We start from the raw sequence: 12,433 nt of genomic DNA on the forward strand, positions 1-12,433 counted from the left end.
GAAAAAATTATAAAAAATTTCTAACCCGGAAAGGAGGAGAAAAATATGGCTGATCTGCTTAGGGTGGAAGGGATATACTCCCAGGGTTTCGGAATGCTGTCCAAAAAAATCATGCGTGACAGGAGGATCCACGTCATTGCCAAGTCTATATATGCCTATATAATCACGTATGCGGGGGCAGGCGAAACTGCTTTTCCGGGAAGGGAAATGATTTGCAGCGACCTGGGTATTAACAAAAACACTTATACAAAATATTTGGGTCAGCTGAAAGATTACGATTATGTCAGGATTGAGCAGTCAGTAGGGGAAAAGGGGACTTTTGGGAATAACATTTTTACAATCGTTTCGATTCCCGCATTTCCTGAAAATGAAATCCACCCTAACTGGCAGAAGGAAAAGGAAAATGCAAAACTGAAGAATAAGACCGTGTCCCAAGAAATAGGACACGGTAATACAACCGAGCAAGATGTCCAACCGTGTCCTATTTCACCGTATACGGTCAAATGGGACACTAATAATAACAATATATTTAATAATAACAATATATATAACAACAACAACGATCTAGATACTAATTATTTACTAGATAATAATGAGGCTGCTCAAGAACAAGAAAAAGTTGTTGTTGTTGTTGAAAATACTCCAGAACAAAAACCTGAAAAGGAACCTTTGGTTTCCGAGGTACGAGAGGCATTATGTGAGATAGACCCTGAACTGGTTGATGAAAGCCATGTGGAAATTTGGAAAAAGTATGAGCCGGAAAAAATACTGCAGGCGGTGGCGGTTTTAAAGCAGCAAAAACAGGTTGAGTCTGTTACAGGATTTTTGATTAAAGCTCTGGAAAACGGCTGGAAACCGGGCAAGGTTTACAAAGGAAGGGCAAGTCCAAATAAAGTAAGAATTTGTATCAGTAAACTAAATGAGCTACTGGGCGAGGACTCTTCCGGGTTTATAAAAGCCAAGGCCGAACAAATTAGGCAGGTTTTTGAGGAACACCCTGAACAAGCAATCGTAAAAATAAAGAAAATGTTTGATAACTACAAAAAATACAAAGATCTTTATTTAAGCTGAAACGTCTTATGTAGGCGTTTTTTAAATGATAATGGTACCCTGAGGCAGTACTTTTGTAAAGTAACAGGGAAAAATGACGTTCAGCTTTCGTTGTCCTCCGGCAGAGCGCAGCTTTTAACGTCTTTTTGGATTCTAATATTATACCGGTAGTCCTCCTTCCGTTAAGGGCAAGGGGAGTGAGCATATCCTCCTGAGAAAATATGAAAGTAGTATGCAGTCCGGTATCCCTCCCTCCCTGCTGCGCTTCGCTTGTACCCTTGATTTGAATGCTGAAGCATGTTCTTTTTTTAAGAGTATTAATAATTGACCATCTATTCTGTTTTAGGTGTATTACGTTGCCGCTAGCCCCAAGATGGGGTTAGTAGTACATTACTTGATTATATATACTTGAATCTTAGCTGCAAACAGGTTAATATGTAATTACAAAGTAATAATGTTACAAAATACAGGAGGTACGTTATGCAGATTGATGTAATCAGGATTGGTAATTCCAAAGGAGTCCGCATTCCTGCTGCCCTGCTCAAGCAATGTGGAATTGACAAGAGGGTTGAGGTTGAAGTCCAGGAGAACTGCATTATTCTTAAGCCGGTTAAGATTCCCAGAGAAGGATGGGCTGCTGCTTTTAGACGCATGAACAGGAACGGAGACGATGTCCTTTTGCTGCCTGATGAGCTAGATAATGACCTCCTGGAGGAATGGGATGAATATTAATCAGTATGATGTTTACTGGACCGACTTAAATCCTGCCAAGGGGTCGGAAATAAACAAGGTTCGCCCTTGTGTAGTGATTTCTCCACCGGAAATGAATGCTTATTTGCGTACTGTTATTGTTGCTCCGGTTACAAGTAAAGGGCGGGAGGGTTATCCTACACGGGTTTATATGTCTGTAAGTGACGTATACGGCTGGGTTGTGCTTGATCAAATCCGGGCCATTGATAAATCGAGGCTGTGCAATAAAATCGGCAGTTTGGACGAAAATGCAGTTTGTGCCATAAAAAGTGTGATTAAGGAAATGTTAGTAGACTGACTTAAGAGCAATGGAATAAAAGCTTATATCAAAAAAGTGTTAATGACCAGGCAAAATTAGCCTGGTTTTTCTATTCTTATACCTTAAAAAGGGGTGGTGGCTTGTTAAAAAGGCCTGGTATCGCCGTTAATTGTCTTAAAATTGTTAATGAACTATGGCAGCACAGCTTTGATGTCTATTATTTATGCACAAAAATAATTTCGCTTCTGCCTGAGGAATTTTTGGAACATGAAACTTATGAACTGCTTACAGCTGCATTTTTCCATGACATCGGAAAGAGCTATTGGCCAAGAGAATGGTTTGAAAAGCCCCGAAGTTTACTTGAAAAAGAATGGCCCGCAATGTGTTTGCATCCCGTTGTGGGAGCGGAACTACTCCAGGATATATGGCCTGAAGTGAGTGGAAATGTACTTGAGCTTATAAAATCTCATCATGAAAGACCGGGAGGAAAAGGGTATCCAAGTGGCTTGAAGGAAGTGAAAAACGATATATTGGTGCTGGCTGCCTGTGACGTGTTTAGCGCCTGTACTGCAGCTAGAAAGTACAGAACTAAGACAATCTCTGCAGAGCTTGCTTTGGTCGAAGTGAGAAAATTTGCTCCGTCAGAAGTGCTACAGGCATTAAAAAGTGTACTTGAACAAAAAAGAGAAAATGCAATTTTAGAAAAGGGGTGGTGATTTGGAATGCCTGGCCGGTATGAAAGTGTGGGTACATAAAAAAGAGAAAAGAGAAGTGAGGCGTAAAGGCTACGTAGTTGCGGTTCATGACAGGTTTGTCTGTGTATGGATGGCTGGCAGGGCTGACGAAAACGTGGGATGGAGGGAGTGCTTTTTTTACGATGATATAGCAAACGGCAATGTGGAAATTACCTTAAGGACAACAGTTGGCAGGATATACTCAAACAGGTTTATGCAAGGTTTAGCCGTTACAGTTTCCGGGGTTATCTAACTAATGTAAAAAGAGTCTGGCGGTAAGTTTTTCTTGCCGCCTTTAATTTATTAAAAAAGAAAGGGTGTTAATATGCATAGCTTTAAAAATCTTAAGTTTCATAAACGTAAAAATATGAGTATTTCCCTGAAATTTGGTTTTATTGGAGTTGGACTTATGGGGGGCAGGGTAGTGGATACCATAGCGCAGCTTTTAGGGCCGGACGGTAAACAGCTATATTCCACCTTGGCAATTAATATCAACAGGCAGGATCTTGATTCTTTGCAGCATGTTGGTAACAAACTACAGCTTAACTCACCGTTTAAGGCAGCTGGCAGGAATCCCGAGGTTGGTTATGAGGCACTTTCACAGAATGAAGATACAGTGAAGAAAGCAATCGCAGATCTAGCCTTTCAGTCGGACTTTCTCTGGTTCGTGGCTGGCCTGGGAGGCGGCACAGGGACCGGGTCGATACTGCAGCTGGTGCAGTGGGCAGAGGACCTGCAGTCCATTGGCGTTGACTTCGGTATCATAGTGTCCCTCCCCAGGGTTCTAGACGGCTATCAGGAGAATAAAAACGCGCTGCTGGTACTGGAACAGTTAGACAGGGCTGTGGCAAGCCGGTTGTTCCCTGTGATTATTGTTGATAATGAATTACTTTGTACAAGGTACCTGGAAAAGAGAAAGTATGAAAATATAAGCGTTGACTGGACACAGCACAGCAATGCGGAGATCGCTGGGTTGCTGCATCAGATGAATATTATCACAACTCAAGTCCCATACGGTCATAAACATTTTGACGGTGAGGAGTTCAGGCTGGTATTGAAAGCAGGCGGATGTATGCAGTTTGCTAAGACAATGATAGACATAAAAGATTTCCGGGATGAGTTAACTATTAAAAACTTATTGCAAAGGTCTATCCAGAACGGAACGGCATCGGGAGGATATGATGAAGAAGATGCTGTCATGGCGGGTATTTCAGTATTTGCGCCCTTTACCATGGCTAACGAAGTCTATGATGTGTCCAATGTCCGTATACTTGAAAATGCTGTTAAGGATATTTGCCCACGGACAGAAGTCAGGTGGGGTCATTATGTGGATTACAACACCAGTGCCCCACGGGTTGAAATTTATTCTGTAATCTCTGGCCTGGGGTTGCCCCGCAGGGTCCTGGATATACAGGAACTGCTCAAAGGACTCAAGCCCAAGGAGGCGGCCAGAAAGCTGGATTTAAATTTTGGGGTAGAAATAGAAGAAAAAAAGGAAAAACCCTCTGTTACTTCAGCTATTGTAAACCCCTTTGCCAGAAAGAAAGTTGAACAGCACCGGCAAGGTGAGCAGCCAGAAGGGAAGGTAGTACCTCTGTCACCGGAACCTAAACTAAACTGGCAAAATGCACAGGTAAAAGAAATACCGGCCTGGTTAAAGCGTTACCCAGATGAACCTGTTATATAAATCCCTAACATGAATTCACGGTATGAGTACATATTATGAATTTGTTTTATAAATTCGTTTTTTAAATCTGTTTAATAAATCCGCTTAATAAATTCGTTTAATAAATCTGTAAAGTGTATTTATGCTATGAATTTAAATGGAGGGTGGTGAAAGAGTGGACATACCTTCGCTTTCTCTTGAACAAATAAATTATTTTGCTGCAAAACTTACTGAAAACGATGATCTCTTGGAAGGAGTGCTTAGCTTTATCCGGCATGAGGTATATAACAAGTTTGTGTCAAAGGAAACACTGGCCCAGGATATAAAAAAGAGCAGGACTGTTGCCAGTAAAATTTTAAACCTTTTGGAAGGAATGACTTTAATAAATGTTACATACGCCGGAATGCCACGGACATGTATGGCTGTCCTCAACGAAAACGGCAGGGAGGTGGTAAAAAAACTGGTTGATATGGGCGTTCTGGAAATAACTGAGGAAGGAGTGAAGAGAGTTGGGACATATAACAGCCCCTGATGCCAGCAATAATGCATGCCCGTGGGCACCCCCCCACACCCCCCTTAGAAAATCCTCTAAGCATGCCAACGTATAGGGATTTTCTAAGGCAGGATAAAGAGCAGTACCTGCTCATATACACACATACTAGGCAAAGCCTAGTAGTTTCTATAAAAAATAAAATACCTTTTTATGTACCTCTTTTATCCTTGCTATATCAGAAATTATACCCAAAAACCGTTAAACCATTGGTAATGCTTAAAAAATGGATATACCACAACTTATACACAGGAAGGAGGATTAATTTTTGCCTCAAATTCATCTTAAAATAAGCGAAAGTTTAAATAAAAAAATCACAGCATTAGCTTCTGCAGAACAGAAATCCAAATCTGAAGTTGTTAGAAATATTTTAGAACATTATACAGCCGAAAACGCTGCGGAAAATTCATTAGACTTGGTTTCGGAAACAATCCGCAAAGTTATTAAGTCTGAACTAAGGCGCACCGAGGACAGACTGGCAAAGATAGCTGCCAAAAATACTATTGCAGCTGCAACCGCCATGTACCTTAATACCCTGGCTATAGAGGACTGCGGTAAAAGAAACGCTATAGAATTTTATAAAGAGGCAAGAAAAAAGGCGGTTGCTTTTTTACAAAGCGATGAAAAGGAGGATAGCTAGGGGGTAAAATCAAGTGGCAGTTAAATCTCCTGTGATATTTAAACTGAAATATTATTCACCTACAAACAAAAATAAAGCCAGGAATGTCGCTCACATAAACTATATTGCTAACCGTCCGGGAGTTGCTTTAGAAGAACCTAACCTGGAGGAAGAAGAATTCAGCCTGGAAAGCGCCAATATCCACGTGAAATACATGGGTGAGCGACCCCGTTCCCACGGGCTTTTTGGCCCGGAGGAACATATACTTGACCCGCGGGCGGTTCAAAAGGAACTTAAAAACCACCAGGGATATGTCTGGCGGGCCATAGTATCACTGCGGGAAGAAGATGCTGTCAGGCTGGGATATACTGGGCGCGAGGCTTGGGAAAAAATGCTCCGCACTTCTGTCGAAGAAGCGGCGGGGAAAATGGGTATTAAACCAACTAACTTAAGATGGGTGGCTGCCTTTCACCAGGAAAAAGGCCACCCTCACGTTCACATGGTATTGTGGGAGAAAAGTCCTGAGAAATTACGTTGGACCAAAGAACAGGCAAAACAAGAACTTATTGCTATGAAAAAGACGTTTGTCAAAGAATTATATGCTGACGAACGGGCTAAGCTCTTAAGAGAGAAAACGGCGCTCAGGGAATACATGCGCAGCCAAACTAAGCTTAATGTCCAGGAAGCCAGGCTCAAATATAAGTCCTTGAGAAAGGATTTTAAAAAGCTCAGACTTGAAATTAAGTCTTTGGAAGGCAAAGAACCCGGTGTAGCTCCCGTGTTAAAAGTGAGCATACCCCCGGAACTTAAAGGCTTAGTAACTGATGCTTATAGTGAGCTGGCATATAAAATCAATTGTCTTGCAGCTATTATGCCTAAACGCGGCAGGGTGGCCCTCAGGTTTATGCCTGAGCATGTAAAACAGGAAGCCAGGGCTGTGGCTGACTGGATCTTAAAGCAGCCTGAATTTAAGGGGCAAGTTGAAAGGATACAGGAAATAGCTGCGGAATACAAGAAACAATATACCATTAAAGATACTGCCCTGACAGAAGCTAAGGAGAAAGCTTACGCAGAAATCCGGGACCGGGTCGCCCAAATTGTTTTAAAGGGCGCTGCTGCCATCAATAAGGAGGAACGGTTAGAAAATGATATAATCAGGGGAGTCTGGAATAGTGCATGGCGGGCTGTTGAAAAAGAATGCAGCCGTGCTCAGGCAGAAATGCAGCTTGCCCAACAAAAAGAAGCATTGAGGGAAAAAGCCAAACAAAAGGCAAGGGAGCAAGGTTATGCTGAAAATGAAAAGGAATAAATATATTGTAACCTACATTACGTATTATTTTATTAATTTGTATGGTATAATAAACCTACAAACTTACCATATGGAGGGGCACTATGTTGGTTATTCGTGGTGTTTTACAAGAGGAACTAGAGCGCCAACAAAGAATGTTGAAAGCATATTTGGCAAAGCTTGAGGCTTTGCCTAAAGGAAATATTGTTCCTAAAAAAGTAAACGGCAGAAATTATTCATATTTACAATTTCGCTCCGGACGCAGGGTTGTTAGCCAATATATTCCGGAAAGCGAGCTGCCTATTATTAAAGCCAAGATTGAGGAACGTAAGCGATACCAGAAAACGGTAAGGGACATCCAGAAAGAAATTAAATTCATTCAAAAGGCCCTTAAAATCAAAGTTTAAAATAAAGGTGGGTTACATGTGGATGAGCAAAAGCGGGTATTTTGGGATACTATGAAACTGTTTAAGGAAATCGGATTGTTGCCCCACGTGCTTCTAATCGGAAGCTGGGTAGAATATGTTTATGAATTTGCTTACTATAAAGATTATTATTCAAACCTGAGAACTAGAGACCTTGATTTTCTAGTAAAAAACATTAACCGGCCTTCAAATCCTATAGATATTAAACAGGCACTGACAAATAACGGTTATATCATGGATGTTGATTCCTTAACGGGTACTACAAAGTTTTTTAAGGAAAATCTTTTAGAACTTGAATTTCTTGTAATGGAAAAAGGACGGGGACAGTCTGAACCGTATTTGATTAAACCTTTAAATATAAGGGCGGAAGGACTTCGACATCTTGACATACTTTTAAATAATACTACTCAGGTTAGTATAGACGAATATGGAATGATGTTGCAAATTCCTCTCCCACAGGCATATTTGCTTCATAAAATAATTATTTCTGACAAACGTTCTGATTTTAAAAGGGAAAAAGACCTGCGGTCTATATTAAATATTCTGGAGTATATGAAGCAATACCCACAAGAATTGCATACTTTAAGCTATATTTATCAAAACCGACTGTTAAAAAGTGAACAGGCAAAAGTGTTCAAGTACTGCAACGAATATAATATTGATTTAGGCTTTGATCTCTCTAGAGTTAATAACAATATTCTTATAAAAGATGCCGTAAAAAGAAATTTTGAAATGGAAAGGTAACAGAAATGTGTGAATAAAAGACTGAGTGATAAGGAAATCAATAGGATTGTAAAAAACACAAAAGCTTCATTAACTGTATCCATCGTCGCTTTCAACCAGGCTGGGCAGAAAAATGTTAAAAGGGGAGATAACCGAAAAGCAGGCCGTTGAGGCGATTATAAAAAAATATTTGCACAACCTAAAGCCGTAAAAGGCTTTTTTTATTTTGGCGGAAAGGGGGTGGTTTCAACTTTCATATAGACATGATATTACAGAGCTATAGTTGAGCCAGAAAGGAGGCAGTTTCTTATTAAAAAAAATATTAAAACCGGGTTCCTTATTGGTATTACAGTAGTTTCAATCCTTGATGTGCTGGTACTGCCGGCGCTTTTTTATTTTCCCGACTTTATCAGGTGGTACGGCTTTGGGCCGGCGCTGGGCAAACTGGCAGCAGTCTTCGTGAAAAAGCCGTGGATGGGCACTGAACTGCTGGTAAAACAGGGAAGTTACCGTACTATATGGCTTTTTTTACAGCTGTTTTTAGGGGCAGGTCTGTTGTCTGTCCTTTGGAGGCCGGAACTGCCGAAAGTATCAAATAAAATAGCTGATGGCCTTGGAGGCCCTCCTGCTGCCGGAAGGGGCCAGTTTGGCACTTCTCGCTGGCGCACTGAAAAGGAAATCGCTAAAACCCTTGACTTGTATTTTACTGATCAAAACTTATCCAAAGGGGGAGTGGTAGTAGGAGCTGAAAAGCTGGACAGGAAAATGAAAGTTTATTTAGAGAGCCAGGACACCCATGTGTTACTACTGGGTGCAACCCGTTCAGGTAAGACCCGTTCAGTTATTCTTCCCACTGTCTGGTGCATCGGAAAAACAGGTGAAAGCATGGTGCTGACCGACCCGAAGGGGGAGCTTTTTGAAAAAAGCTCAGGATATCTGAAAAACCAAGGGTATGAGGTTATTTTGCTGGACCTTAGAGAAACTTTGCGGGGTAATCGCTGGAACGTGATGGAACCGGTCGTCAGGGCAGCCGGGGAGGGAAGGGATGATAAGGCTGTGGAAGCATCTTTGGACATAGCCCATGCCATAGTGTACCAAAAAGCACACAACAGCGACCCCATCTGGGAGCTGGGTGAAAAAGCCATAGTGGCCGGTTTGATTCTGTCTGTTGCCTATGAGGCCGCAGATATAAGTCAGAAGCATATGTACAGCGTGGCTATGATGCTGGCCAGACTGGCCGTATTTGATGAGGACGGTTATTGCCCCTTAAATGAATATGTTACCGGCCTTGGCATGCTGCACCCGGCAAGGGGAGCATTCTCAACGGCCCTGATGGCTTCGCCAAAGACGAGGGCTTCGTTTTTTGCCGGGGCCATGGCCAAACTGCAGCTCTTTACCGACCCTAATATTGCAGCTATGACAGCAATGCAGGACCATAACCTTACCGCCATAGGAGCTAGACCAACGGCGGTATTTTTGGTTATCCCGGATGAAAAGTCAACCCGTTATCTTTTGGCCAGCCTGTACATAAACCAGGTCTACCAGGCTTTGGTGGAGTTAGCTCTAGAAAATGGCGGAAGGGTTAAAAACCGTGTCCATTTCCTGCTTGATGAGTTTGGGAACCTGCCGCCAATACCTGATATGGATAAAAAGATCACAGTAGCCGGTGGCAGGGGGATGAAATTTACCCTGGCCCTCCAGGGTCTGTCCCAGCTAAAGCCCCTTTATGGTGAACGGTCACAGACAATTACCGGCAACTGCCATACCTGGCTGTATTTAAGCACCACTGACCCTGATACGGCCAGAGTCATTTCTGAAAAGACTGGCAAATATACGGTACAGACTGAAAGCTCTAACTATAACTACTCGGAAAACCGTGTGGGGGGCAGTACCGGCTTGGGACTGACGGGCAGGGCTTTACTTACCCCTGATGAAGTGGAACGTTGGCCAAAAGGCTCTTCATTGGTCCTGCAGGCAAGAGAAATGCCTGCAAGACTTCCTTTGCCTGACCTCTCTGAGTGGCCGGCGGATAAGGAACTGGATGGGAGTTACCAGGGATGTTATGGCATCAACAAAATGCCTGATGTGCAGGTCTGGTATCCTGGTTTGAGTTTTACTGAAAAACTGCCTGAGGGTGGTGATGAAGTTGCCTGTAGTAAAGTAACGGGGGAAAATGTGCAAAACATTTTAGAACAATTATAAAGGGGAGGTAGTATATAAATGAGAAAGTCATTTAAACTAGTCTTTTTTCTTGCTGTTTTAACTTTTGCCATACCGGCTTACGCCGAACCGCAGATCGTCAGCGGCGCAAAAAATTTACTCAATGATGCCACTACGTGGCTTTTGGGATTAATCCCCACTGCTGCAGGACTGATGATTGGCTACCATGCACTGATGAAGCAATTTAATGATGATCCCACATCGGCCAGCATTCATAACAAAGCTATGAAAAACATTCTGGTCGCCGGGGCAATCGGTGTAAGCGCTGTGGGCCTGGTTAAGGCTTTTCTGGCGTATTTCCAGTAAGGAAATACGCCAGGCCATGAACGGAGGCGAGTTAGATGGATTTTGGCTGGATAGGTCAGGCCCTGACGGATGGGATAACCGGTTTTTTTATTACTCTCTTTAATGAGCTTATAAATTTTATGGCAGGGGGGTTAGCAGAGACTTATCAGCTTGCTTTACATCTTTTAGACCTGACATATGTAAGAAACACAATTTTGTTAGCCCAGACAGTTGCCGGTTCGCTGATTGTAATCCGCATACTGGTGCAAAGCCTTACCACATACATCCTGTACCAGAACGGCGATTCGTCTGCCAACCCCAAGAAGCTGCTGTTAGACAGCGCTTTTGGGATAGCTATGATGGCTAGCATCCCCTGGGTTGTGAAGTGGGTATATTCCTGGGGTACAAATTTGGCAGTGGATGTAGCAAATGTTATTAACTACAACTCGGGTGATATTCCGGCATTTAATGCTTTTATTACCGTGAACTTGGTACACATTATCGTAGTGATTCTTGCAGCTGTGCTCTGGCTTTTGATTTTGTTTCAGTCCGGGGTGCGCAGTGTTGAGGTGTCGCTTTTGGCGGTAATGGGGCCTTTTTTAGTTTTAGGTGGAAAAAATGATTTGTTTGGCCGCTGGTGGGCTAATCTGGTCGTTCTTTCCGTGACACAGGCAGTCCAGATATTTCTGGTTAAAGGTTCAATGGTTGCAGTTTCTTTAGTAGGTGCGGTTATTCCCGGAGGCGGGGGCAATAACGCTTTTTTCGGGACATTAATGTCTGTCTGCTTCCTCTGGGTTGCATTTAAAACGCCAGGGATATTGAAGGAGTATTCCTACAGTACCGGTATAGGCCAGGCTTTTGGTAATGCGGCGCAGCAGGCTGGAAGTTTTGCCTTAATGAGAAAAGCTTTTACGAAAGTGTAGGTGGATATTATGATGTATCCCATTCCAAGAAACGTGGAAACCAGGTTTACCTTTTTTGACGGGTTTGGCTGGTTTGAACTGTTTATTACTTTACTTGGCGCGGCTTTAGGCTTAGTGGTAAGTTTAATTTTGAGTATATTTTTCAGCAGCCTGTTCCTAAGAATAGCTGCTTTTCTTTTTTGCGCCGGTGCGGCTTTTTTTATTACCAGGCCCACACCCGACGGCAGTTTTTTAGAGCTATATTCTAAGTTCCGGAGATGGGCCAAAAGCCCAAAAAGATACTATTACCAAGGAAGTGATGCAAATTGATTTTGAAAATTAATAATAAGCCATTGAAACAAGCTTCAAAAAGCAGTGAAGGTTTGGGAAATACGGTTCAAAACTGGCTGCCTTTCAGGGACCTGGAGGACTACCTGATAAGCACAAAGGATAACCGACTTATTGCTGTGCTGAGGGTAATGCCGTTAAATATTAATTTAAAGTCGGATAATGAAAAGGGCAGAATTATTTCAGCAGTACACGAAGCTTTTAACGGACTGCAGTTTCCCATTCAGATTTTCGCGGTACCAAGGCCCATCGATCTTGATATGTATATAAGAAAACTACAGGAACTGTCTTCCGATGCGGGTAATTTTAAAAGAAAAACCTTGCTGCTTGACTATATAAGGTATGTAACCGGAATGGTTGCAGGTGGTGAAGCGCTGGAAAAGCGCTATTATATTCTTCTTTCTGCTGAAAAAGGGAAAAATTCCAAAGCAGAGCTGCTGCAAAAGGCTCATGAATTAGGCTCTGGTTTATCACGGGCGGGATTAGCTGTTTCAGTTTGCGATGGGCAAGAGATTTTTGACCTTATGTTTACTTTTCATAACCCTGTGCAGGTGGCTTTTGAAAAAGCTCATGAAATTGGTATTAACACTTATGTAACTTATTACGGTGACTAG

General features: G+C 42.4%; 16 protein-coding genes. All 16 read left to right on the forward strand.

Annotated features, from left to right (window positions below; genetic code table 11):
• Positions 1 to 45 precede the first annotated feature (45 nt).
• The 16 genes from EYS13_RS04485 (at position 46) to EYS13_RS04560 (ending at position 12,433) form a co-directional block, all read left to right on the forward strand.
• A complete protein-coding gene (locus tag EYS13_RS04485) occupies positions 46 to 1,071 on the forward strand; it encodes a helix-turn-helix domain-containing protein (RefSeq protein WP_227766331.1) in 1,026 nt (341 codons plus the stop codon).
• A 459-nt stretch (positions 1,072 to 1,530) separates the two neighbouring features.
• Positions 1,531 to 1,782 carry an AbrB/MazE/SpoVT family DNA-binding domain-containing protein gene (locus EYS13_RS04490; protein WP_227766333.1) on the forward strand — a complete coding sequence of 84 codons (252 nt, stop codon included), beginning with the start codon at positions 1,531 to 1,533 and terminating at the stop codon, positions 1,780 to 1,782.
• Positions 1,772 to 2,098 carry a type II toxin-antitoxin system PemK/MazF family toxin gene (locus EYS13_RS04495; protein WP_227766335.1) on the forward strand — a complete coding sequence of 109 codons (327 nt, stop codon included), beginning with the start codon at positions 1,772 to 1,774 and terminating at the stop codon, positions 2,096 to 2,098. The genes EYS13_RS04490 and EYS13_RS04495 overlap by 11 nt, the downstream gene beginning before the upstream one ends.
• Before the next feature lie 101 nt (positions 2,099 to 2,199).
• Positions 2,200 to 2,775: an HD-GYP domain-containing protein gene (locus tag EYS13_RS04500; RefSeq protein ID WP_227766337.1), complete on the forward strand. Its 576-nt coding sequence runs from the start codon at positions 2,200 to 2,202 to the stop codon at positions 2,773 to 2,775.
• Between the two features lies 1 nt (position 2,776).
• Entirely contained in the window at positions 2,777 to 3,046 is a 270-nt protein-coding gene (locus EYS13_RS04505) for a hypothetical protein (protein WP_227766338.1), read from the forward strand.
• Positions 3,047 to 3,160: 114 nt separating this feature from the next.
• A complete protein-coding gene (locus tag EYS13_RS04510; protein WP_340641277.1) occupies positions 3,161 to 4,480 on the forward strand; it encodes an FtsZ/tubulin family protein in 1,320 nt (439 codons plus the stop codon).
• A gap of 154 nt (positions 4,481 to 4,634) precedes the next feature.
• Positions 4,635 to 4,991 (forward strand): hypothetical protein, encoded by a 357-nt coding sequence (locus tag EYS13_RS04515; protein WP_227766342.1) that lies wholly within the window; start codon positions 4,635 to 4,637, stop codon positions 4,989 to 4,991.
• A 286-nt stretch (positions 4,992 to 5,277) separates the two neighbouring features.
• Positions 5,278 to 5,649, forward strand: coding sequence for a hypothetical protein (locus tag EYS13_RS04520; RefSeq protein WP_227766344.1), 372 nt, complete (start codon positions 5,278 to 5,280; stop codon positions 5,647 to 5,649).
• A 13-nt stretch (positions 5,650 to 5,662) separates the two neighbouring features.
• A complete protein-coding gene (gene mobP3 / locus EYS13_RS04525; RefSeq protein WP_227766347.1) occupies positions 5,663 to 6,937 on the forward strand; it encodes a MobP3 family relaxase in 1,275 nt (424 codons plus the stop codon).
• A gap of 83 nt (positions 6,938 to 7,020) precedes the next feature.
• A complete protein-coding gene (locus EYS13_RS04530) occupies positions 7,021 to 7,323 on the forward strand; it encodes a DUF6788 family protein (RefSeq protein WP_227766348.1) in 303 nt (100 codons plus the stop codon).
• 18 nt (positions 7,324 to 7,341) lie between these two features.
• On the forward strand, positions 7,342 to 8,085 hold the full coding sequence (locus tag EYS13_RS04535; protein WP_227766349.1) for a GSU2403 family nucleotidyltransferase fold protein: 744 nt from the start codon (positions 7,342 to 7,344) through the stop codon (positions 8,083 to 8,085).
• A gap of 348 nt (positions 8,086 to 8,433) precedes the next feature.
• Positions 8,434 to 10,266: a VirD4-like conjugal transfer protein, CD1115 family gene (locus EYS13_RS04540; RefSeq protein WP_227766350.1), complete on the forward strand. Its 1,833-nt coding sequence runs from the start codon at positions 8,434 to 8,436 to the stop codon at positions 10,264 to 10,266.
• An 18-nt stretch (positions 10,267 to 10,284) separates the two neighbouring features.
• Positions 10,285 to 10,590: a hypothetical protein gene (locus tag EYS13_RS04545; RefSeq protein ID WP_227766352.1), complete on the forward strand. Its 306-nt coding sequence runs from the start codon at positions 10,285 to 10,287 to the stop codon at positions 10,588 to 10,590.
• Positions 10,591 to 10,625: 35 nt separating this feature from the next.
• Entirely contained in the window at positions 10,626 to 11,492 is an 867-nt protein-coding gene (locus EYS13_RS04550; protein ID WP_227766354.1) for a conjugal transfer protein TrbL family protein, read from the forward strand.
• Positions 11,493 to 11,501: 9 nt separating this feature from the next.
• Positions 11,502 to 11,801 carry a PrgI family protein gene (locus EYS13_RS04555; protein WP_227766357.1) on the forward strand — a complete coding sequence of 100 codons (300 nt, stop codon included), beginning with the start codon at positions 11,502 to 11,504 and terminating at the stop codon, positions 11,799 to 11,801.
• Positions 11,798 to 12,433, forward strand: coding sequence for a TraC-like domain-containing protein (locus EYS13_RS04560; RefSeq protein WP_227766359.1), 636 nt, complete (start codon positions 11,798 to 11,800; stop codon positions 12,431 to 12,433). The genes EYS13_RS04555 and EYS13_RS04560 overlap by 4 nt, the downstream gene beginning before the upstream one ends.

The sequence above is a fragment of the Zhaonella formicivorans genome (genome assembly GCF_004353525.1).
Taxonomy (GTDB): Bacteria; Bacillota; DUOV01; order DUOV01; family Zhaonellaceae; genus Zhaonella; species Zhaonella formicivorans.

What these genes read in the sequence shown, in the direction of transcription:
- EYS13_RS04485 (WP_227766331.1), top strand. Translation starts at nt 46, where the DNA reads ATGGCTGATCTGCTTAGGGTGGAAGGGATATACTCCCAGGGTTTCGGA.
- EYS13_RS04490 (WP_227766333.1), top strand. Translation starts at nt 1,531, where the DNA reads ATGCAGATTGATGTAATCAGGATTGGTAATTCCAAAGGAGTCCGCATT.
- EYS13_RS04495 (WP_227766335.1), top strand. Translation starts at nt 1,772, where the DNA reads ATGAATATTAATCAGTATGATGTTTACTGGACCGACTTAAATCCTGCC.
- EYS13_RS04510 (WP_340641277.1), top strand. Translation starts at nt 3,161, where the DNA reads ATGAGTATTTCCCTGAAATTTGGTTTTATTGGAGTTGGACTTATGGGG.
- EYS13_RS04530 (WP_227766348.1), top strand. Translation starts at nt 7,021, where the DNA reads ATGTTGGTTATTCGTGGTGTTTTACAAGAGGAACTAGAGCGCCAACAA.
- EYS13_RS04545 (WP_227766352.1), top strand. Translation starts at nt 10,285, where the DNA reads ATGAGAAAGTCATTTAAACTAGTCTTTTTTCTTGCTGTTTTAACTTTT.
- EYS13_RS04550 (WP_227766354.1), top strand. Translation starts at nt 10,626, where the DNA reads ATGGATTTTGGCTGGATAGGTCAGGCCCTGACGGATGGGATAACCGGT.
- EYS13_RS04555 (WP_227766357.1), top strand. Translation starts at nt 11,502, where the DNA reads ATGATGTATCCCATTCCAAGAAACGTGGAAACCAGGTTTACCTTTTTT.